The sequence below is a fragment of the Paracoccus haematequi genome (assembly GCF_900631945.1).
Taxonomy (GTDB): domain Bacteria; phylum Pseudomonadota; class Alphaproteobacteria; order Rhodobacterales; family Rhodobacteraceae; genus Paracoccus; species Paracoccus haematequi_A.
On record NZ_UZWE01000025.1, the window covers coordinates 1 to 20,390 of the forward strand.

16 protein-coding genes, 1 tRNA gene and 1 other RNA gene are annotated in these 20,390 nt (G+C 66.2%); 5 read left to right on the forward strand and 13 right to left on the reverse strand.

Annotated features, from left to right (window positions below; translation table 11 throughout):
• Window positions 1-74: 74 nt before the first annotated feature.
• The 7 genes from PARHAE_RS06420 to PARHAE_RS06450 all read right to left on the reverse strand — a co-directional run bounded on the left by PARHAE_RS06420 (window position 75) and on the right by PARHAE_RS06450 (window position 5,957).
• On the reverse strand, window positions 75-1,373 hold the full coding sequence (locus tag PARHAE_RS06420; RefSeq protein WP_126153786.1) for a tyrosine-type recombinase/integrase: 1,299 nt from the start codon (window positions 1,371-1,373) through the stop codon (window positions 75-77).
• Window positions 1,374-2,008: 635 nt separating this feature from the next.
• Window positions 2,009-2,449 carry a YcgN family cysteine cluster protein gene (locus PARHAE_RS06425; RefSeq protein WP_126153787.1) on the reverse strand — a complete coding sequence of 147 codons (441 nt, stop codon included), beginning with the start codon at window positions 2,447-2,449 and terminating at the stop codon, window positions 2,009-2,011.
• Window positions 2,449-3,375, reverse strand: coding sequence for a bifunctional riboflavin kinase/FAD synthetase (locus PARHAE_RS06430; RefSeq protein ID WP_126153788.1), 927 nt, complete (start codon window positions 3,373-3,375; stop codon window positions 2,449-2,451). Before PARHAE_RS06430 ends, PARHAE_RS06425 begins: the two co-directional genes overlap by 1 nt.
• A gap of 33 nt (window positions 3,376-3,408) precedes the next feature.
• A complete protein-coding gene (locus PARHAE_RS06435) occupies window positions 3,409-3,852 on the reverse strand; it encodes a MaoC family dehydratase (RefSeq protein WP_126153789.1) in 444 nt (147 codons plus the stop codon).
• Between the two features lie 158 nt (window positions 3,853-4,010).
• Window positions 4,011-4,880, reverse strand: a complete 870-nt coding sequence (locus tag PARHAE_RS06440; RefSeq protein WP_126153790.1) for a TIGR01459 family HAD-type hydrolase — start codon at window positions 4,878-4,880, stop codon at window positions 4,011-4,013.
• Window positions 4,880-5,797 carry a manganese-dependent inorganic pyrophosphatase gene (locus tag PARHAE_RS06445; RefSeq protein WP_126153791.1) on the reverse strand — a complete coding sequence of 306 codons (918 nt, stop codon included), beginning with the start codon at window positions 5,795-5,797 and terminating at the stop codon, window positions 4,880-4,882. The genes PARHAE_RS06440 and PARHAE_RS06445 overlap by 1 nt, the downstream gene beginning before the upstream one ends.
• Before the next feature lie 85 nt (window positions 5,798-5,882).
• Window positions 5,883-5,957: transfer RNA gene (locus PARHAE_RS06450), tRNA-Thr, on the reverse strand.
• A 139-nt stretch (window positions 5,958-6,096) separates the two neighbouring features.
• Between PARHAE_RS06450 and PARHAE_RS06455 the strand changes: the two genes are divergently transcribed.
• Window positions 6,097-6,966 (forward strand): hypothetical protein, encoded by an 870-nt coding sequence (locus PARHAE_RS06455; RefSeq protein ID WP_241232699.1) that lies wholly within the window; start codon window positions 6,097-6,099, stop codon window positions 6,964-6,966.
• 12 nt (window positions 6,967-6,978) lie between these two features.
• Here the strand turns inward: PARHAE_RS06455 and PARHAE_RS06460 are convergent, their stop codons facing one another.
• The 5 genes from PARHAE_RS06460 to acnA all read right to left on the reverse strand — a co-directional run bounded on the left by PARHAE_RS06460 (window position 6,979) and on the right by acnA (window position 13,557).
• Window positions 6,979-7,710, reverse strand: a complete 732-nt coding sequence (locus PARHAE_RS06460) for a peptidoglycan-binding domain-containing protein (protein WP_126153793.1) — start codon at window positions 7,708-7,710, stop codon at window positions 6,979-6,981.
• A gap of 179 nt (window positions 7,711-7,889) precedes the next feature.
• On the reverse strand, window positions 7,890-8,057 hold the full coding sequence (gene rpmG, locus PARHAE_RS06465; RefSeq protein WP_089389030.1) for a 50S ribosomal protein L33: 168 nt from the start codon (window positions 8,055-8,057) through the stop codon (window positions 7,890-7,892).
• Between the two features lie 119 nt (window positions 8,058-8,176).
• An RNA gene (rnpB, locus tag PARHAE_RS06470) (RNase P RNA component class A) lies at window positions 8,177-8,550 on the reverse strand.
• A gap of 92 nt (window positions 8,551-8,642) precedes the next feature.
• Window positions 8,643-10,625 carry a TonB-dependent receptor domain-containing protein gene (locus PARHAE_RS06475; RefSeq protein ID WP_126153794.1) on the reverse strand — a complete coding sequence of 661 codons (1,983 nt, stop codon included), beginning with the start codon at window positions 10,623-10,625 and terminating at the stop codon, window positions 8,643-8,645.
• Window positions 10,626-10,800: 175 nt separating this feature from the next.
• Window positions 10,801-13,557, reverse strand: a complete 2,757-nt coding sequence (gene acnA, locus PARHAE_RS06480) for an aconitate hydratase AcnA (RefSeq protein WP_126153795.1) — start codon at window positions 13,555-13,557, stop codon at window positions 10,801-10,803.
• A gap of 244 nt (window positions 13,558-13,801) precedes the next feature.
• Here acnA and PARHAE_RS06485 point away from each other — a divergent pair, with 244 nt between their 5' ends.
• From PARHAE_RS06485 to PARHAE_RS06495, 3 genes are all read left to right on the forward strand, one after another.
• On the forward strand, window positions 13,802-14,809 hold the full coding sequence (locus PARHAE_RS06485) for a DUF1223 domain-containing protein (RefSeq protein ID WP_126153796.1): 1,008 nt from the start codon (window positions 13,802-13,804) through the stop codon (window positions 14,807-14,809).
• Window positions 14,810-14,890: 81 nt separating this feature from the next.
• Window positions 14,891-15,499, forward strand: a complete 609-nt coding sequence (locus PARHAE_RS06490; protein ID WP_126153797.1) for an inner membrane-spanning protein YciB — start codon at window positions 14,891-14,893, stop codon at window positions 15,497-15,499.
• 1 nt (window position 15,500) lies between these two features.
• Window positions 15,501-16,328: a glycosyltransferase family 25 protein gene (locus PARHAE_RS06495; RefSeq protein WP_126153798.1), complete on the forward strand. Its 828-nt coding sequence runs from the start codon at window positions 15,501-15,503 to the stop codon at window positions 16,326-16,328.
• Here PARHAE_RS06495 and PARHAE_RS06500 read toward each other — a convergent pair.
• Window positions 16,281-17,177, reverse strand: a complete 897-nt coding sequence (locus PARHAE_RS06500) for a lipase family protein (RefSeq protein WP_126153799.1) — start codon at window positions 17,175-17,177, stop codon at window positions 16,281-16,283. The two genes, PARHAE_RS06495 and PARHAE_RS06500, sit on opposite strands and share 48 nt — an antisense overlap.
• Window positions 17,178-17,728: 551 nt before the next feature.
• On the opposite strand from PARHAE_RS06500, the gene PARHAE_RS06505 reads away from it, so the two are divergent.
• The gene (locus tag PARHAE_RS06505) at window positions 17,729-20,302 is read left to right on the forward strand and encodes an Rne/Rng family ribonuclease (protein ID WP_126153800.1); all 2,574 of its coding nucleotides are present in this window, start codon (window positions 17,729-17,731) and stop codon (window positions 20,300-20,302) included.
• Window positions 20,303-20,390: the final 88 nt, after the last annotated feature.

Consider the following 20,390-nt stretch of genomic DNA (forward strand, 5'->3'; position numbering starts at 1 on the left):
GCATCGCCATGCGTGCTTGCAAGACCGACCGGAGCTTTGAAGCAATGATCTACCTCGCTGCCGCCGTTATCAACTCACGATGAATCCCCACAGACCCTAGTCCACCCGGCATATTGCAATTTGCTAAGGGCTTCAGCTTTCCGAGGCAGAGAAGTTCCCCCAGAATAGACGCCGTAGGTCATGGTCTGCTTCTCGTGCCCGACAATGTCAGCGACGATGCCCTCAGAAACCTCAGCGTTTTCTAGGATCGTGACCACGGTCTTTCGGATGCTGTGGAAGACATGCTTTGGGCCGAAGCCTGCGGCAATCTTCAGCTTCCCAAAGCGCTTGCCAATGGCACTCGACCGGCTCCCATACTTGTTTTCCGTATCGAGACCCGAGAGGACATAGCCATCGCTGCTTTCTCGAACTAGCCTCGCCAGCGTCGGTGCAAGTTCCGCATGGATTGGCACTTCACGTTCACCCTTGCGGGTCTTCGCCTCCACAATCTGAATATAGCCATCGTAAACGTCGGAAACCTTAAGGCTGCACAATTCCTCGATCCGACAGCCGGTCCACATACCCAGGCGAATGAGGTCTGCCAGTTGATGATCCGGCTTGCGCTTGCTCTCTGCCGCTCTCAGCAGGCTTAGAACCTGAACATCGGTAAAGGGCTCCCTACTGCCGGTGCTGTCTGTTTTTGCGCGTTTCTTGCGATCACCTGAGAGCACGTTCAGGAAAGGGTTGTCTTCGCGCTCCAAGAGTTCGGCATCCTGCATGAACTGCCAGTATGTCCGAAGGGCAGTAAGCTTCCGCTTTATGGTTGCGTGCTGCACGCCCCGTCCCTCAAGCTCCACGATCCAACGCTTGACGGCCTTTTGGGTGATCTTGTCTGTGGTGGGAAAGCTCTTGGCGAACTCTAGGACGTCCGAACGCCGCATATCAGCCGTTTTGACCTCCACCCTTTGCTTCTGAACATTCACGAATGCGTCCAGATGCTCGGTGGTCAGGATGAACTCTGACCGGACGAGGCCGGGAAGCGCCGCAGCATGATTTGGATCGACGCGAGCCAGCTTGGCGGCCTGTTCCGCAAGAACATCATCGTAGTCCATGCGGAGTTCAGGATCGGCTGCTGCCTTCTGGTAGTCTTGACGCCATTCCAGAACGGTTGCCATGAAGTCTGCGCTAAGCGGTGACGCTCCTGTCCGATATGCCTCGAACTCAGCCTTGTATTTGGCCGCCAGCGGCTTGGCCCTGATCACGGCAATAGAACGGCTGTCGGTCTTGAGAGACTGCACGATGCGTTTCTTGCCATCGTAGTAGGGCCTTAACTTCTCCGGCACCTCAATCTCGAAATACCAGCCCCGTCTCCGTTGATTGACATAGTCCGCCATAGGCCATCCCCCACACGCTTACCCCACACAAATGCATCGCAAAATGCAATTATTCAAGTGGCTTAGTGGGTTATGCCTGCCCCGGTTCGTCTCCCCTTGGCTCCACCAATTTACTGCTATGCAAGCGTGAAATTCCCCGCATTTGCGGCATATTCGCCTTCCGCGCCCTTGAAATCGCTCTTAAATCCCGGCACATGAGGCAGAGCGATGGGCATCACCAAGGATCGCGGTTACTGGTATTCGTGAAACGGGTGGGGCAGCAAATTGTCCTTGTAGACGACAATCCAGAAATCTGACCCATCATAGGACGGATAGAGGGTCAGACTGTCGGCTTCAACACCGACGCTTGTTGCAAACTCGCTGATCGCGGCGTCAGCTATCTTGTCGAAATTTGCAGGGATGAAGTTGTTTCGGATGGGCGTTCTTGCTTCCGTCCAGCTTCCGGCGCATCGCAAGGCCCACCTCTCGGTTGAACTCTGCGCGCACCGCCGGGTCCCATGGGTGCCGCCAACGGGCCGTCTTGCCAGTCTCCTTCCCATGCTTCGAAGGCGTCGTCATAATCCCGATAGAAGCGGGACATGCGAATGCGCATCGGGAAGGTCAACAACTCGCCCAGAAGACCGCTGCAAGGCCTGTCAGGACAGGTCCTCGATGATGTAGTCCTCCCAGTCCTCCTCGGTGACCGAGGCCTCGCTGACGGTCCAGCCGCGCACGCTGGCGCCGGCGAGGTGGACCGACTCCCGGTTGCCGGAGATCAGGTGGTGCCACTTGTAAAGCGGCCGCCCTTCGTGGCGCAGGCGATAGGCGCAGGTGGCGGGCAGCCACCAGGCGATCTCGGCCAGCTTGCGGGGCGTCAGGACCACGCAGTCGGGCACATAGTCGTGGCGGTTGGCATAGCTGCTGCACTGGCATTTGTCGCCGTCCAGCAGCTTGCAGGCGACGCGGGTGAAGGCCAGTTCGCCCGTGTCCTCGTATTCGATCTTGTTCAGGCAGCACTTGCCGCAGCCGTCGCACAGCGCTTCCCATTCATCGGGCTGCAACTGGGGCAGGGGCAGTTCCCAGAAACGCTCGCGCATCAGGCGCCCGCCAGCACCGCGCGGGCCTGGTCGGCGTCGGCGGCGATCTGGTCGATCAGCACCTGCACGCTGTCGAACTCGGCTTCGTCGCGCAGGAATTCGACCAGCCCGACGGACAGGTGCTGACCATAAAGATCGCCGCTGAAATCGAACAGATGGACTTCCAGGTTCGGCGCGTTGCGGCCGAACATCGGGCGCACGCCCAGGCTGGCGACGCCCTGGCAGGACAGCTTGTCCGGCCCGGTCAGCACGTCGACCACCACGGCATAGACGCCCAGGCGGGGCAGGTGCAGGTCGTCGATGCGCATGTTGGCGGTGGGCCAGCCGAATTCGCGGCCGCGCTTGTTGCCGTGGACGACCTCGCCCTCGATCCGGTGCAGGTGGCCCAGCATCCGTTCCGCATCCCGAGGGCGCCCGTCGGTAAGCGCCTGCCGGATCGCGGTCGAGCTGTAGTCCTGCCCGCCCGCGCCGACCAGCGGCACCACGGTCACGCCGAAGCCGAATTGGCCGCCCAGGTCGCGCAGCGTGGCGACATTGCCCGCCCGGTCCTTGCCGAAGACGAAATCGGCGCCGACAGTGACATGGGCGACGCCCAGCCCCCCCACCAGCACATCTCGGGCGAAGGCCTCGGGCGCCAGGCCCGCAAGGACCGCGCCGAAGGGCAGTTCATACAGCTGTTCCACCCCCAGCCGGGCCAGCCGGTTGGCGCGCGATTCCGAATTCATCAGCCGGAAGGGCGGCGCGTCCGGGGCGAAGAACTGCCGGGGATGGGGTTCGAAGGTGACGATGCCCAGAGGCCCGCCCGCCTGGCGCGCGGCCTCGATCACGGCGCGGTGGCCCAGATGGACGCCGTCGAAATTGCCCATGGCGACGGATGCGCCGCGGGCGCTTGCCGGAAGACCTGTCCAGTCGCGGTGGATCTGCAAAGGGTGCCCTCATTGGGGCGGCCCGGCGCCCCGTCAGTCGAACTTGCGGCTTGGCGCCAGAACGACCGCCTCGCCTTTCAGGACGACCGTATCACCCACGAGGCAGCGGGTTGCAAGCGTGACCCGCCGTTTCCCATGGTCGATGGCGTCGACCGTCACTTCGGCGCGCACGGTATCGCCGGGACGGACCGGGGCCATGAACTTCAGCGTCTGGCCCAGATAGACCGTGCCATGCCCCGGCAGCTGTTCCCCGATCACCGCCGAGATCAGCCCGGCCGTCAGCATCCCATGGGCGATGCGCCCCTCGAAGATGGTTTCCTGGGCGTAATCGTCGTCCAGATGCACCGGGTTGCGGTCGGTCGAGACCTCGGCGAACAGTTCGATATCGCGATCGGTCACCTGCTTTTGCAGATAGCGGGTCATCCCGACCTCGAGATCCTCGATGACGATGGTGCCGCGGGGCAGATTGTCGAACATGCTGCGTTCCATTTGGCTGGCCGAACCGGGTGCGATGATGCTGCATAGCAGCGAAAACGCGGGCGCGCAACAAAAGTTACGATCACTTCAACCAAAGTATAATATTGTTGCTGGGCCGATTTCGGGTGGGGCAGGGCGGACGGCCCTGCGCCGGGCCGTCAGCGCAGCCGGCCGATGCTGTATTGCGGGGCCAGGGCGTGCCCTTCCAGCCAATCCAGCAGCAGGGCGTTGTCGGGGTTCTCGACATCCGGTCCCAGGGCGTCCGCCGCAAGGCCGCCGGTCACGAACAGCACGTCGATGCCCTGGTCCAGCCCGCCCTTCACATCGGTGAAAATGCCGTCGCCCACCGCCAGGATCCGCGCGTCCGGCGCCAGATCCAGCAGCCGCCGCGCCCGGTTATAGATCGGCGGATGCGGCTTGCCGAAATACAGCGACGTGCCGCCCAGCCCTTCGTAATATTCGGCCAGGGCACCGGCGCAGTAGATCCGCGTCTCGCCCATGTCCACGACCACGTCCGGGTTGGCGCAGAGCAGCGGCAGGCCCCGGTCGCGCGCCTGAACCAGCCGGTCGTGGTAATCCTGCGGCGTCTCGGTCAGTTCCTCGAAGGGGCCGGTGGCGACGATGCCCTCGGCTTCCTCCAGCGGCACGCGACGGATCGGGGCGGCATCGGCGAATTCGGGGGGAATGTCGTCGAAGAAGCCGTCGTCCTTGTCGGTGCCGATATGCCAGACCTTACGGCCGACCGCGCCGGAAAACATCGCCTCTTGCGCGGCGTCCCCCGAACTGACCACGATGTCCCAGGCGTCGCGCGGCACGCCCATACGGTCCAGTTGCCGGATCACAAACTGGTTCGGGCGCGGCGCATTGGTCATCAGCACGACCTGGCCGCCGTCCTGCCGGAAGGCCCGCAAGGCCGCGACGGCGGCGGGATAGGGCTGCTTGCCGTTGTGCAGGCAACCCCACAGGTCGCAGAACAGCACGTCGTAACCCGCGCCGATCTGCGACAGGGACTGGATGATCCGGGTCATTACAGCGCCAGGACCGGGATGATCTGCTTCTTGCGGCTCATCACGCCGGGCAGGACCACGGTGTCGCCGCTGACAGGCACCCCGAAGCTGCGTTCGGCCAGCAGGCGGACGAAATCGTTGGGGATCAGCAGGGTCGCTTCCTCGCGCAGGATGTCGACGATGAAGCACAGAACCTCGTCCGCGCCGTCTTCGGCCGCGACGCGCGGCATGGCGGCGATCAGCGCGTCCTTGCGCGCCAGCAGAACCTGGGGCGCGGTGGTTTCCAGAACCGTGATGCGCAGCTGCTTGCCGCCCAGTTCGTATTCCTTGCTGTCGGTCCGCAGCAGGGCCTCGTCGCTGAAGGCGCTGATGTCGGACTTGGCGGCGAACATCTGGGCCGCGTAATCGGCGATGGTGATCCCCAGGTCGGCGGCAAGCTTTTCGGCAACGGCGCGGTCATGGGCGGTGGTGGTCGGGCTGCGGAATTCCAGCGTGTCCGACAGGATGCAGGTCAGCATCGCGCCCTTCACCCCCTCGGGGGCGCGGGCCATGTCCTCGCCGATCAGGTCGTGCATGATCGTGGCGGTGCAGGCCAGCGGGCGGATGGTGATGTTGATCGGCATACGGGTCTTGATGCCGCCGGCCAGCAGGTGATGGTCGATGATCTCGATCACCTCGGCCTGGTCCAGGCTGGCGGGCAATTCGGCCGGATTGTTGGTGTCGACGATCACGCATTGGTCGCCCGCCGCCACGTCGGCGATGATCTGCGGCTTCGGCAGGTTCCAGCGGTTCAGCATCCACAGGGCTTCGGTATTGGGTTCGCCTTGCAGGACCGCCTGCGCGGGCGTCTTGCGCACCTCGTTCAGATACCAGGCCCAGATGATGGGAGAGCCGGTCGAATCCGTATCGGGAGAGGTATGGCCGAAGACCTTGATCATGATGCACCTTCGCAGCGTCTGGATGTCGCGCGCGTTATAGGGCGGGCGCGGCGGGATGTCCAAGGGAGAAGGGAAAGGCGGGAACTGGTGCCGGTTGAGGGGATTGAACCCCCGACCTTCGGTTTACAAAACCGCTGCTCTACCGCTGAGCTAAACCGGCCCGGTGCGCTCTTCCTGCGATAGCCTCTGTCAGCCGCTTCCGCAAGCGGGGAAAGCGGTTTGACTGCGCGGGCGGCCCCGCTACTGTGCGGCGGCGCCCCAGCGGCGGGCGGGATCGAAGGGGCAGTGCCGACATGCAGATGGCGTTTCACCTGGGGGTGCATGGCACGGACGGGGACAGGCTGCTGAAGACGCTTCTGAACAACCGCGACTGGCTGATGCAGCACGGCACGGACACCATCACCCCGAACCGCCATCGCGGCCTGTTCGAAGAGGCGCTGATGTCCCTGAAGGGCGGGCGCGCCACGGCCGAGATGCAGCAGATCATGCTGGACGCGGTCCTGCACAGCGACCACCCCGACCGGGCGGTCTTTTCGACGCCGACCTTCATGGGCGCGCCAGGGCGGGTGGTGGGCCAAACGGGTCTTTATCCGCAGATGGGCGCGCGCGCGGCGGCGCTTGCCAACCTGTTTCCCGACCACGAGGTCGAGTTCTTCCTGGCCATCCGCAACCCCGCCACCTTGATCGCCGAGGTTCTGCCGATCTTTACCGGCGGCGGCTATCATGTGCTGATGCAGGGGCGCCATCCGCTGGATCTGCGGTGGCGAGATCCGATCCAGGCGCTGCTGCGGGCGGTGCCGGGCCGCCGCGTTGTGATCTGGTGTCACGAGGACGTGCCGCTGATCTGGCCCGAGATCGCGCACCTGCTGGGTGACATCCCCCCTGACGCTCCGCTGAAGGGCGGCATGACCTATCTGGAGGAGATCCTGACCCCGACCGGGCTGGCGCAGTTGAGGGACGGCCTGGCCGCGCAGGACCAGATGACCGTCGCCCGGCGCCGCGCCCTGTCGGCGCAGGCAATCAAGGACCATGCGCTGCCCGCCGTCCTGGACCAGGTGGTCGACCTGCCGGGCTGGACACAGGATCTGGTGGACCGCGTTACCGACCAGTATCGCGCCGATGTGGCGGAAATCGCGGTCCTGCCGGGGGTGGAATTCGTCCTGCCCTGACAGGGCGCCTTGTCAGCGGCCCACCAGCCGGTCGTATTGCGCGGCGGTCAGATAGCCGGTCGCCTCCATGTCGTTGGCGCGCTGCCAGGCGGCGATGGCGTTGCGGGTGCCCCGGCCGAAAACCCCGTCCACGCCGCGCGTATCGAAGCCGCGTTGCGTCAGCCCGGCCTGCACCGCCTGGCGCTGCTGGCGGTTGAGGCCCAGATCCGCCTCGTTCCCCGCCGGGCCGACGGCCGGGGCGGTGGTCGAAGGCCGGGTGGTCGCCGTTCCTTGCAGGATTTCGTTGGCTTGGGCGGCGTTCAGCGTGCCGGTCTGGGCATAGTTGCGGTCGCGCTGCCACAGGGCGATCGCGCGGCGCGTGCCGGGACCGAAATTGCCGTCCGCCCCGTTCGTGCTGTAGCCCAGCCCGTTCAACTGTCTCTGGATCTGCACGCGCTGCTGGCGGGACAGGCCGGCGGTGTCCGTCTGGGACGGGTTCGTCGGAGCGACCCCGGTCCCGCCGCCCAGCCGCTGGATGCGGTCGCGCGCCTGTTCGGCATAGGCGCCGTTCGGGAACTGCCGCAGATAGGACTGATAGGCCGACAGCGTGTCGGCGCTTTGCGCCTGGGCGAAGGCGGCGCGGTCCTGTTCCTGTTGCAGATACTGGCGGGCCACCCCGCCGACGATATCGCCAAGATCCTGCGCCTGCGCGGGCGCCAGGGTGACGGCGGCGGCAAAGGCCGCGGAAAGCATCGTTCTGACCATCGAAAGGCCCTTTCGCGTTCAAGCCCCAAATCCGGGGCGCCGAAGCTATAGCGCAAAGAAGGGCGTCGGGTTCCGGCGGGGCGGGCGGCCGGGATCGGCAGACAAAGAAAAAGGGCACCCTGGGGCGCCCTTTCAGGTCTGGACCGGAACCGGAAGGCCCGGTCCTGGCGGCAGGATCGTTACTTGATCTTGCCTTCCTTGTATTCGACGTGCTGACGGACGACCGGGTCGAATTTGCGCACGGTCATCTTTTCGGTCATGGTGCGGGCGTTCTTCTTGGTCACATAGAAGTGGCCCGTGCCGGCGGTCGAGTTCAGCCGGATCTTGATGGTAGTCGGCTTCGCCATGTCATTGCTCCTGCTTCGGGGCAATCGCGCGGCGCAGACCCCGTGGAATTCGTTTGAAGCCCGCCTTTTAGCCATGGGCGGGCCGAAGTCAACCCGAATCGCCCCATTCAGACGGCGATTTGCGCGGAGGGCCTGTAAGCCGGATTCTGTCCACCGCTTTCGCGGCTGGATGACCATTCCTCTGGCCCGGCGGTTGCCCGCCGGATCAAGCTGCCTACCCGGACCTGCTGGGGCAAGGCGGCCCTGTGGCTTGCGCCACGCGCGGTCCCTATTCGGCATTGCTCCCGGTGGGGCTTGCCATGCGGGGCCTGTTGCCAGGCCCCCGGTGGGCTCTTACCCCACCGTTTCACCCTTACCCATGCGAACATGGGCGGTCTCGTTCTCTGTGGCGCTTTCCCTGGGGTTGCCCCCGCCGGGCGTTACCCGGCACCGTCGCCTCATGGAGTCCGGACTTTCCTCGACGGCGCGCCGCCGCGGTCATCCAGCCCTCCGCGCGGTGCCGATATGGCGGGGATGGGGGGCGGGGTCAATGCCGATGTCGCTCGACCGAAAAACCCCCGGCGCGGAGCCGGGGGTTCGGGCGTCTCAGAAGTCCAGCGTCAGGCCCAGCGTGACCGTCCGCCCCGGCGCGTAGAGCGGATACACGTCGCGCACCAGGTTGCGGCCATAGGACGAGCGTTCGTAATACGCCTTGTCCAGCAGGTTATCGACGCCCAGGCGGACCACGACGTTCTCGTATTGCGCGGGACGCCAGGCGGCATAGGCGTTCACGACGCCATAGCCGGGATGGTCGCCAAAGCCGTTGTCGTCGATGTAATCGCCCGACAGCCGGTCGGCCAGTTCGACGGTCGCGCCGACGGTCAGGTTGTATTGCGGGATTTCCTGATCGACATACAGGCTGGCCACGGTGCCGATCGGCGTGACCTCGCCCCCGGCGGGCGGCAGTTCGTCGCCGTCATAGGAGAGCTTGGCCTTGGTCAGGCTGGCGCCCGCGCGGCCGCTGCCCCAGCTGTATTGCCCCGACAGGGTAACGCCCCGGCTGCGGTATTCCTCGCTGTTTTCAAGGACGGGGAAATAGGCATTCGCCAGCCCGTCCAGGCGGGTGTCGAACAGCGTCAGGTTGCCGGTCCAGTTGTCCTGGGCCGCGTTCAGCCCCAGCTTGTAGTTCCGGGCCGTGGCCGGTTCGTAATCGGGCGACGTGACGACCGCGCTGTCCCGCGCGTGCAGATAGCCGTATTCGCCGATGTCATAGCCCAGCCAGGTGCGCGAGGCGCCCGCGAACACCTCGTATCCCGGCGCGAATTCATAGGACACCGTGCCGTTCACGCTGGCGCCACTGTCGGTTTTGCGCAGGCTGTTCCAGTCGGTATAGCGGTGGTGGTCCAGCCGCGCGCCGGTGGACAGGTCGATGCCGTTGTCGAACTCGAACCGGCCCTGGACGAAGGCGCCGACCTGCATCGTTTCGGTCGTGTGGATGCGGACATCCGTGTCGCCGTAATTGTCGATGCGGTAATCGGAATAGTTCCAGTCAAGCCCGGCGGTGACGGTGCCCGGCCCGGTGTCGAAGCGGTTCTGCATGACGCCGCCGACGGTCTGGGCCTCGAAGGCGAAGTCGCCGCCCGCCCGGCCCGGCACGAAGTTCGGGCGCCAGTATTCGTTGCGGTTCAGATAGAACACCACCTCGGGATCCCAGGTCGCGGTGGGGGCGGTCTGGGTGTATTTCAGGGTGAAGCTGTCGCGCGTGATCTCCAGCGGGAACAGGTCGCCGTCGCGCCGCTGGTCCATGTTCATGCGCGTCACGCGGTCGGCGTCATCGCGGCTGTGCTCATAGGACAGTTCGATCCGGTGGCCTTCGAATTCATAGCCCAGCTTGACCAGGCCGCCGGTGGTGGCCGATTCGCTGCCCTTGATCTCCAGGCCGTCGCCGGTCTCGTAATCGTCGCCCCGCGCGACATGGACCATCGCGAACCAGTCCATGTTTTCGTAGACGCCATAGCCCGCCAGATTGGCCGACAAACCGCGCCCGTTGCTGCCATAGGACAGGCCGACCCGGCCGCCCTGGTTGCGGCCCTCGGTCAGAAGATCGCGCGCGCCCAAGGTTTCATAGCGCACGGCGCCCGCCGCCGCGCCGAAGCCTGCATCGGCGGTCGCGGCGCCCGCCTCGACCTCGACCCGCTTGAGGAAGGCGGGGTCGATCACGTTCGAGCCGCTGTGGTGCCAGCTGTCCTTGATCTGCGGCACGCCGTCCACCGACACCGCGAGGTTCGACTGTTCCAACCCGAACACATGGACCCGCTTGGACTGGCCCGCCCCAGCCGACACGGTGACGGCCGAGTTGCGCGAGAAGAGTTCGGACACGTCGGCGGGCTGCAACGCCTCGATATCGTCGCGGCCGACCACGACGCCGCCGGTCGCCTCGACGTTTTCCCGGCCGTCGGCGATCAGGGTGATCGCGTCCAGGACGATGCCGCCGGGGGGCGTGGCTTCGGTGATGGTCTGGGCAGTGGCGGAAACCGCCAGGGCCAGGGTGGAAACCCCGGCCAGCAGAAGCCGGCTGTGCATCGGCATGATGTCCCTCGTGTTCTTGGTTGATCTTTTCGCCGCCTCTAATATTGGCTTTGGATAAAGTCAACTATAACAGTCAGGAATTTCATGCGGTGGTGCCGTGCGGCCGCATTGGATTGTTTCAAAAGAAAAACCCCGGCCTTCCGACCGGGGTTTTCCGAAGCGCCGCTGACTGGGATCAGCTTGCTGCCAGGTTGCGCAGCACGTAATGCAGCACGCCGCCGTTCTTGAGGTATTCGATCTCGACCTCGGTATCGACGCGGGCTTTCAGCTGGATTTCCTTCACCGTGCCGTCGCTGTACTTGATGGTGCAGGGCACCAGCGACAGCGGCTTGAAATCGCCCGCAAGGCCGTGGATGGACACCACCTCGTCGCCCTTCAGGCCCAGCGTCTTGCGGTTCTCGCCCGGCAGGAACTCGAACGGGACGACGCCCATGCCCACCAGGTTCGAGCGGTGGATGCGTTCGAAGGATTCCGCGATCACGCCCTTGACGCCCAGCAGGTTGGTGCCCTTGGCCGCCCAGTCGCGCGACGACCCGGCGCCGTATTCGACGCCGCCGAAGATCACCAGCGGCACGCCCGCCTCCTGATAGGCCATCGAGGCGTCGAAGATCGTCGTCTGCTGTCCGTCCGGCCCCTTGGTGAAGCCGCCTTCCACGCCGTCCAGCATCTCGTTCCTGATGCGGATATTGGCGAAGGTGCCGCGCATCATGATCTCGTGGTTGCCGCGGCGCGAGCCGTAGCTGTTGAAATCCTTGGGCGCGACCTGCCGCTCCAGCAGATACTGGCCGGCAGGGGTGGTGGGCTTGAACGACCCGGCCGGGCTGATGTGGTCGGTGGTGATCATGTCGCCCAGGATCGCCAGGACGCGCGCGCCCTCGATGTCGCTGATGACGCCCGCTTCCTTGGCCATGCCCTGGAAATAGGGCGGGTTCTGGATATAGGTCGAGGTCGGCGGCCAGTCATAGGTCTCGCTGTCCGTGACCTTCACGGCCTGCCAGCGCTCGTCGCCCTTGAACACGTCGGCGTATTTCGACTGGAAGGCCTGCCGCGTGACGGTGGCGTGGACCAGATCGGCGATTTCCTGGTTGGTGGGCCAGATGTCCTTCAGATAGACATCGCGGCCTTCCGGCGTCTGGCCGATCGGATCCTTGGTCAGGTCGACGTTCAGGTCGCCCGCGATGGCGTAGGCCACCACCAGCGGCGGCGAGGCCAGGAAGTTCGCGCGCACATCGGGGCTGATGCGGCCCTCGAAGTTGCGGTTGCCCGACAGCACGGCGGTCGCCACCAGGTCGTTTTCGGCGATCGCCTTGGAAATCGCCGGATCGCCCAGCGGACCCGAGTTGCCGATGCAGGTGGTGCAGCCATAGCCCACCAGGTTGAAGCCCAGGGCGTCCAGATCCTCTTGCAGACCGGCCGCTTGCAGGTATTCGCCCACCACCTGGGAACCCGGCGCTAGCGAGGTCTTGACCCAGGGCTTGCGGTTCAGGCCAAGCGCGCGCGCCTTGCGGGCGACCAGACCGGCCCCGATCATCACATAGGGGTTCGAGGTGTTGGTGCAGCTGGTGATCGCCGCGATCACGACCGAGCCGTCGCGGATGCTGTAATCGGTGCCCTCGACCGGGACGGTCTTGCGCACGTCCCTGGCCGGGGCGACGACAGCGCCGCCTTCGGCGCCCATTTCCAGCGCGTCCTTGGACAGATCCACGCCCCGGTAATCGGCCACCAGCTTGTAGAAGGTGCGCGCGCTGTCGGTCAGGGGCAGATAGTCCTGCGGACGCTTGGGACCGGAAATCGCCGGCACGATGGTGCCCATGTCCAGTTCCAGCGTCGAGGTATAGACCGGCGCGTAATCCGCCCCGCGCCAGAAGCCGTTCTGCTTGGCATAGGCCTCGACCAGGGCGATGCGGTCCTCGTCCCGGCCGGTGTTGCGCAGATAGCGCAGCGTTTCCTCGTCGATGGGGAAGAAGCCGCAGGTGGCGCCGTATTCGGGGGCCATGTTGGCGATGGTCGCGCGGTCGGCCAGCGGCAGGTTGTCCAGCCCCTCGCCATAGAATTCGACGAACTTGCCCACCACGCCGTGCTTGCGCAGCATGGCGACGACCTTCAGCACCAGGTCGGTGGCGGTCGTGCCCTCGACCATCTTGCCGGTCAGCTTGAAGCCGACGACTTCCGGGATCAGCATCGACACGGGCTGGCCCAGCATCGCGGCCTCGGCCTCGATGCCGCCGACGCCCCAGCCCAGCACGGCCAGGCCGTTGACCATGGTGGTGTGGCTGTCGGTGCCCACCAGCGTGTCGGGATAGGCGACAAGCGCGCCGTTCTGGTCGGTGTCGGTCCAGACGGTCTGGGCCAGGTATTCCAGGTTCACCTGATGGCAGATGCCGGTGCCGGGCGGCACCACGCGGAAGTTGTTGAACGCCTTCTGGCCCCATTTCAGGAAGGTATAGCGTTCGATGTTGCGTTCGTATTCCAGATCCACGTTCATCTGGAAGGCGCGCGGATTGCCGAATTCGTCGATCATTACCGAATGGTCGATGACCAGATCGACCGGGTTCAGCGGGTTGATCTTCTGCGCGTCGCCGCCCAGGCCCAGGATGCCGTCGCGCATCGCCGCCAAGTCGACGACCGCCGGAACGCCGGTGAAGTCCTGCATCAGCACGCGGGCAGGGCGATAGTTGATCTCGCGCGGGTTCTTGCCGCCCAGGGACGCCCATTCGCCGAAGGCCTTGATGTCGTCGACCGACACCGAAAAGCCGCCGTCCTCGAAGCGCAGCAGGTTTTCCAGCACCACCTTCAGCGCGGCGGGCAGCCGGGAAAAGTCGCCAAGCCCGGCTTCGGTCGCGGCGTCGATGGAGTAATAGGCGTATTCCTTGCCGCCCGCCGTCAGCGTGCGGCGCGTCTTGGCGGTGTCGGTTCCGATCTGGATGGGCATGGAGGCCTCCCTGTCTGCGAATTGGATGGGTCGGGCATGGATGGCCCCTGCTTTGCCCCATGCGGCGGGGCTGCGCAAGGGGATCGCGCCACAAATTGTATGCAATCGCATACCATGATGGCCGCTGTTGCTCAAGAGGCACGACGGCTGTGTCGGATCTTGCTTAACGAAGCGTTGATTTGTTCCCGGCGCGGGGGCGGGGTTAAGCAAGGTGAACGGATCAACCACGCATCGGATCTTTGGAATGCTGACCGGAACGGCAGCCAGACCATCCAGACTTCTTGCCGCCGCCCTGTGCAGCCTGGCCATCGCTGCGGGCGGATCCGCCTGGGCGCAGGACAGCGGGCCGGGCGCGGGGGGCGGCCTGTCCGCCATGGGCGCCCCCGCCGGGCCGGGTAGCGGGGGGCCGGGTAGCGGGGGGCAGGACGCCGAGGCGCCGGTCATCGCCGCGCCCAGCGATCCGGGCCGCTGGGCGCCGTCGCCGTCCTCGACCTATGTCCCGTCCGAGATGGGCGGTTTCAACAGCTTCGCCGCCGGGGACATGACCCCCCCGCCGCTGGAGCATTATGGCTTCAACCCGGACGCCCTGCCGGTGGTGGTCGAGCTTTTCACCTCGCAGGGCTGTTCGTCCTGCCCGCCCGCCGACGCCATGCTGGCGGGCCTGCTGGACGAGCCCGACATCCTGCCGCTGTCGTTCCACGTCGATTACTGGGATTACCTGGGCTGGGCCGACAGCTTCGCCCGCCCCGAGTTCACCGAGCGTCAGGAACGCTATGCCATGGCGGCGGGCGAACGGTCGGTCTATACGCCGCAGGTCATCGTCGACGGCCAGGACACCGCCGTTACGCTGGGACCGGCGCAGTTGATGGGGCTGATCGACGCCAACCGCCTGTCTCCCGCCACCATCAGCATCCGCCGCGACACCACCCCCAAGGGCGAGATGATCGAACTGATGCCGTTGTCAGACCTGGGCGGCAGGGTGGAGATCCTGCTGGTCCGCTATGCCCCCGAGCGCCGGGTCCAGATGACGGCCGGCGAGAATCGCGGCAAGGTCATCACGTACACCAATGTCGTTCTGTCCCTGGACCGGCTGGCGGAATGGGACGGGGTGGCGGCGCTGCGTGTGACGGTCAGCCCCGACGGCACGGCGGACGACCGCTTCCCCGACGATACCCGGCACGCCCTGCTGGTGCAGAAGGAAGACGGCGAGGACATGCCCGGACCGATCCTGGCGGCGATCAGGCTGGACTAGGCGGGCAGTCCGGCAGGGCTTGCCGGAAGGCCCGCGATGCAGCAGAACGGGCCGGTCGGCCGGAACAAGGACAGGGATGCGATGAAAGAACCGAAAGCCTGGGTGTTGCAGGTGCTGGAATGGGGGCCGCTGCTTCTGTTCTTCGCAGTCTTCATGCTGAACCGGGGATCGGATGTCGCGCTGTGGGGGCAGGCCTATACGCCGCTGGTCTTTGCCACTCTGATCTTCATCCCGGCGCTGGCCCTGGCCACGCTGATCCGCTGGCGGCTTACCGGCAAGCTGTCGCCGATGCAGATCGCCACGCTGGTGCTGGTCGCGGTCTTTGGCGGGCTGTCGGTCTGGCTGAACGATCCGCGCTTCTTCAAGATCAAGCCGACGATCATCTATCTGCTGTTCGCGGGGCTTCTGGGCTTCAGCTACGCGACGGGACGCAACTGGCTGCAAGCCGTCCTGTCCGAGGCCTTGCCGATGGATGCCGAGGGCTGGCGCAAGCTGACGCTGCGGATGGCGCTGCTGTTCCTGGGCCTGGCGGTTGCGAATGAGATCGTCTGGCGCAGCATGTCGGAAACCGCCTGGGTCTATTTCAAGACCTTCGGGATGCCGCTGGTGATCTTCGTCTTCCTGCTGGGCAATGCGGGCCTGTATCGCGCCCATGCGCTGCCCGAGCCGGGCGACAAGGCGGGCGGATAACATGCCGCCCGAGCCGGTGGTGCTGCCGGTCAGCCAGGCGCGGCTGGCCGTTTTCCTGATCAACATGGACCGTGCGCCCGACCGCCTGGCGGCGATGCGGGACAAGCTTGCGCGCGCGGACCTGCCCTTCCGCCGCATCGTCGGGGTGGACGGGCGCGCCCTGACCTATCCGATCCCGGAATTCTCGGAACGCGGCTATCGCCTGCTGCACGGCAGGCGCACCTCGCCTGCGGAGATCGGCTGCTATCTCAGCCATGTGGCGGCTGCGCGGGCGTTTCTGGAAAGCGACGCCGACCTGGCCCTGATCCTGGAGGACGACGTGTCCTTCCAGCCGGACTTCCTGGACACGCTGGACCGCGCCGCCATGCACCGCGACCTGTGGAACCTGCTGCGGCTGACCACCGTCAACCGGGGGCGGCGGTTCCGGGCGCGCGACCTGGGCAAGGGCCGGTCGCTGGCGATCACCCTGACGCGGGAAAAGGGGGCGGGGGCCTATGTGATCGACCGCCGCGCGGCGGAATGGATCGCCACGGATCTGCTGCCGATGCGCCTGGCTTTCGACATCGCCTTCGACCTGGAATACCTGTCCGGGCTGCGCGCCTGCTTCGTCCATCCGCTGCCAGCCAGCCAGGTGTCGGACCATCCCACGCAGATCCAGGATACCCGTCTGGCCTACAAGCTGCCCCGCTGGCGCTATGCGACGGTTCTGCCCTATCGGGCCTGGCTTGAACTGTCGCGGGTGGCGTGCCGGGGGGTGCGGCTGGTGGCGGCGCGGCGCGGATCAGGCCTTGACGCCGCCGAATTGTCCGGGCGCGGCCAGCAGGCGTGACCACCGGGGCTGCGTCCGGCCGGGCAGGCGGGTGCGCAGCAGCGACAGAGGCAAGGCCCAGGGCTGCGCCAGGGCGGTGCGATAAAAGTCGAACAGCCCGCGTCGCAAATAGGGCGACCAGTGCGACAGCCGCAGCGACGGCCGCTCGACCGGGAAGCCCAGCCGGTCCAGGGCGGCCAGGGTCGCGGCGTCGTCGATCTGCACGTCCAGCCAGTTGCCCGCCGGTCGGTCCAGGCCGAAGCCGAGCGTCTGCCTGCGGCCCCGGTCCAGCCACATCTCCATCGCGAAGTCGAACAGGTCGTTCTCGCGCGAGGTGATGTTCAGCACCTCGGCCCGGCGGCCTGCGGGGCTGTCCACGGCGGCGGCGGCGGTGTCGCGGAACTCTGCGCCGGTCAGCAGGACGATCCGCCCGATGCTGCCCGGATCGGCGTGGTTCAGCGCCTGCAAGGCCACCCGCGCGCCCAGCGAATGCCCGATCAGCGCCACTGGCCGCCCCGCCTGGCCGGCCAGACCCGACACCAGGGCCGCAACGGCGCGGCCCGCGTCGCCCGCGCGCGCATAGGCCTGGCCCAGCATTCCCCGCGCCTCCCAGCCGAAGGCCAGGGCCAACCCCTCATCCGCCGTGTCGGTGCCGAAGCCCAGGGCGCGCGGCCAGGACAGGCCCCGGCGGTGCGCGGGGTCGGGGTCCAGCGACAGGATGTGGCGGTGCGGGTCGCAATGCGGCGCGGCGGGGGAATAGCGATAGCCGTGGATCATCACGATCAGCGGGGCGTGGCCGGGCAGGGCGCGGGCGGCGGGGACCAACCCTTCGGGCAGCGTGCGATCCGCATCGACCTTGACCACCGGCATGGCGTTTTCCCCGTCTGTCTTGCCCGCAGGGCATAGGCGAAGGGTGCGACATCGGCGTGAAAGAACCGTTAAGGCTGCGTGACGCACGGTGCGCGGGCGCCGTTTTCGCAGGCTGAAACCCGCGTATTCCGCGCCATGCCGTTTTCGGCATTGAATTTTCCACGCCCGGACCTCTATGTTGCGGCTATGCGCCTCGCTTCCCGCAATCTTGGGTTGCGCGACGCCCACAGTTTCGCAGCGTGGCATGTGTCGCACCGGGTTTCGGAAGGCGGGATCGGTCACGCGGGAAAGCCCGTCCGGTGTGCATCGCGGTGCGGCCGGGCGAAAGCAGACAGCGGCGCGACCGGCCCGACAGCCGCCGTGCCCACCGTAAGGAACAGACGCGATGACGCGCGAAAGGGACGGACAGGATCGGAACGGGGGGGCGGTATGCCTGTCCCGCCGCATCCCCGTCGCCAATGCCGCGCCCGTGTCCCCATCATCATATCGCGGCCTGCGCGCGGGGGTGTCATTGGCGCCGCCGGGTGCGCGTCCGCGCGAAAGACATAGCAATGGCAAAGAAAATGCTGATCGACGCCACCCATGCCGAGGAAACTCGGGTGGTCGTGGTGGACGGAACCAAGGTCGAAGAATTTGATTTCGAGACCGTAAACAAGCGCCAGATCTCGGGCAACATCTACCTGGCCAAGGTGACGCGGGTCGAACCCTCGTTGCAGGCGGCTTTCGTGGATTACGGCGGAAACCGCCACGGCTTCCTGGCCTTCGCGGAAATCCACCCGGATTACTATCAGATCCCGGCTGCCGACCGCGCCGCGCTGATTGCCGAGGAACGCGCCTATGCCGAGGCGCAGGAGGCCGAGGAGGCCGCCCGCGCCAGCCGCCGCCGCAAGCCGCAGGCCGAACGCGCCGAGACGGGCGACGACATCGCCACCGCCGATGTCGCCGACGCCGACGATGACGCCGCGCCCCAGGCCGAGCATGAGGCCGAGGAGGCCGAAGATCACGACGGCGACAGCGAGGCCGCCCTCAACCATGCCTCCGACAAGGACGAGGACATCGAATCGGTGGCCGAGGAGGACGTGGCCGAGGAAATCCGCGTCCAGAAGAAGCCGCGCGCCCGCCGTTACAAGATCCAGGAGGTGATCAAGGTCCGGCAGATCATGCTGGTCCAGGTCGTCAAGGAAGAACGCGGCAACAAGGGCGCCGCGCTGACCACCTATCTGTCGCTGCCGGGCCGTTACTGCGTGCTGATGCCCAACACCGCGCGCGGCGGCGGCATCAGCCGCAAGATCACCAACATCGCCGACCGCAAGAAGCTGAAGGACATCGCGTCCGAACTGGACGTGCCCAAGGGCGCGGGGCTGATCATCCGCACGGCGGGCAGCCAGCGGACCCGGACCGAAATCCGGCGCGATTACGAATATCTGCTGCGGCTGTGGGAACAGATCCGCGACCTGACCTTCAAGTCGGTGGCCCCGGCCCCGATCTATGAGGAAGGCGACCTGATCAAGCGCACCATCCGCGACCTCTACAATTCGGAAATCGACGAGGTTCTGGTCGAGGGCGAGCGCGGCTACCGCGTCGCCAAGGACTTCATGAAGATGATCATGCCGACCCATTCCGGGGCCGTGCAGCAATATACCGACCAGATGCCGCTGTTCGCGCGCTATCAGGTGGAAAGCTATCTGGCCGGCATGTTCAACCCGACCGTGCAGCTGAAATCCGGCGGCTATATCGTCATCGGCATCACCGAGGCGCTGGTCGCCATCGACGTGAACTCGGGCCGTTCCACCCGCGAAGGCTCGATCGAGGAAACCGCGCTGAAGACCAACCTGGAGGCCGCCGACGAGGTGGCGCGCCAGTTGCGGCTGCGCGACCTTGCCGGGCTGATCGTCATCGACTTCATCGACATGGAGGAACGGCGCAACAACGCCGCCGTCGAGAAGCGCCTGAAGGACAAGCTGAAATCCGACCGCGCCCGGATCCAGGTGGGCCGCATCTCGGGCTTCGGCCTGATGGAGATGTCGCGCCAGCGGCTGCGTCCGGGGATGCTGGAATCGACCACTCAGCCCTGCCCGCACTGCCACGGCACCGGGCTGATCCGGTCCGACGACAGCCTGGCGCTGACCATCCTGCGCGCCATCGAGGAAGAAGGCACCCGCAAGCGGTCGCGCGAGGTGCTGGTCAAGGCGCCGGTCGCGGTGGCGAACTTCCTGATCAACCAGAAGCGGGAACATATCGCCGGGATCGAGGCGCGCTATGGCCTGTCGGTGCGGCTCGAGGCCGATCCGTCGCTGATCTCGCCCGATTTCGCCATCGAGAAGTTCAAGACCGCGACCCGCAACGTCCCCGAGGTGTCCGCCCCGGTGCTGTCGGTCGATGCCGACCTGATGGCCCAGATCGACGACGAGGACGACGACCTGCCCGAGGAAGTCGCGGCCGAAGCCGAGGCCGCCGAATCCGAGAGCGAGGCCTCGGCAGCCGATGAGCGGAACGACGAGGGCCGGTCGCGCCGCCGCCGCCGTCGCCGCCGCAAGGGCGGGGACCGTGCCGAGGGCGACGCGTCCGAGGCCGGCGACGATGCCGAAGCCGAAGCCGGTGCCGAGGACACCGCCGAGACCGCCGACGAACCCGAGGCCGAGACCGCCGAGGCAGAAGCCGAAGGTAACGGCCGCAAGCGCCGGTCGCGGTCTCGCAGCCGCCGCCGTGGCGGCGATCTGCCCCGCGCCGAGGGACTGCCCGAGGTCGTCGATCTGGCCGACGCCCCGGAAGAACCCGCCGAGGCGCTGCCGGGCCTGAACGCCCGCCCGGAACCGAAGGACGATCCTTCCGAGGACGGCGAGATCGTGCCCCTGTCCGAGATCGCGGCCGAACCCCAGGCCGCCGATCCCGAACCGCAGGCCGACGCCTTCGTGCCCGCCGAACTGGTCGCTGTCGAGGTCGAGCAGACGGTGGTCGAGGCCCTGGTGATCGAAGCCCCTGAACCGCAGGATGCCGAACCCGAGGCAGCCGAAAACCATCCCGAACCCACGCCGCCGGCCGCGCCCGCCGAGCCCGAGCCGGAAATGGCCGAGGCCGAGGCGGATCGTCCCAAGCGCCGGGGCTGGTGGTCCGGCAACCGCTGACACCGGATCGCCGACAAGAAAGGGGGCGCGGGAATGCCGCGCCCTTTTTTCACCGGGGCGTGACGCGATGACCCATGGTCGGCGCCGA

Coding starts and splice junctions, on each gene's coding strand:
- PARHAE_RS06440 (WP_126153790.1), bottom strand. CDS start 4,880: ATGACCCGGATCATCCAGTCCCTGTCGCAGATCGGCGCGGGTTACGAC.
- PARHAE_RS06490 (WP_126153797.1), top strand. CDS start 14,891: ATGAAAGAACCGAAAGCCTGGGTGTTGCAGGTGCTGGAATGGGGGCCG.
- rpmG (WP_089389030.1), bottom strand. CDS start 8,057: ATGGCGAAGCCGACTACCATCAAGATCCGGCTGAACTCGACCGCCGGC.
- PARHAE_RS06460 (WP_126153793.1), bottom strand. CDS start 7,710: ATGGTCAGAACGATGCTTTCCGCGGCCTTTGCCGCCGCCGTCACCCTG.
- PARHAE_RS06475 (WP_126153794.1), bottom strand. CDS start 10,625: ATGCCGATGCACAGCCGGCTTCTGCTGGCCGGGGTTTCCACCCTGGCC.
- acnA (WP_126153795.1), bottom strand. CDS start 13,557: ATGCCCATCCAGATCGGAACCGACACCGCCAAGACGCGCCGCACGCTG.
- PARHAE_RS06505 (WP_126153800.1), top strand. CDS start 17,729: ATGGCAAAGAAAATGCTGATCGACGCCACCCATGCCGAGGAAACTCGG.
- PARHAE_RS06420 (WP_126153786.1), bottom strand. CDS start 1,373: ATGGCGGACTATGTCAATCAACGGAGACGGGGCTGGTATTTCGAGATT.
- PARHAE_RS06500 (WP_126153799.1), bottom strand. CDS start 17,177: ATGCCGGTGGTCAAGGTCGATGCGGATCGCACGCTGCCCGAAGGGTTG.
- PARHAE_RS06485 (WP_126153796.1), top strand. CDS start 13,802: ATGCTGACCGGAACGGCAGCCAGACCATCCAGACTTCTTGCCGCCGCC.
- PARHAE_RS06435 (WP_126153789.1), bottom strand. CDS start 3,852: ATGTTCGACAATCTGCCCCGCGGCACCATCGTCATCGAGGATCTCGAG.
- PARHAE_RS06495 (WP_126153798.1), top strand. CDS start 15,501: ATGCCGCCCGAGCCGGTGGTGCTGCCGGTCAGCCAGGCGCGGCTGGCC.
- PARHAE_RS06425 (WP_126153787.1), bottom strand. CDS start 2,449: ATGCGCGAGCGTTTCTGGGAACTGCCCCTGCCCCAGTTGCAGCCCGAT.
- PARHAE_RS06455 (WP_241232699.1), top strand. CDS start 6,097: ATGGCGTTTCACCTGGGGGTGCATGGCACGGACGGGGACAGGCTGCTG.
- PARHAE_RS06445 (WP_126153791.1), bottom strand. CDS start 5,797: ATGATCAAGGTCTTCGGCCATACCTCTCCCGATACGGATTCGACCGGC.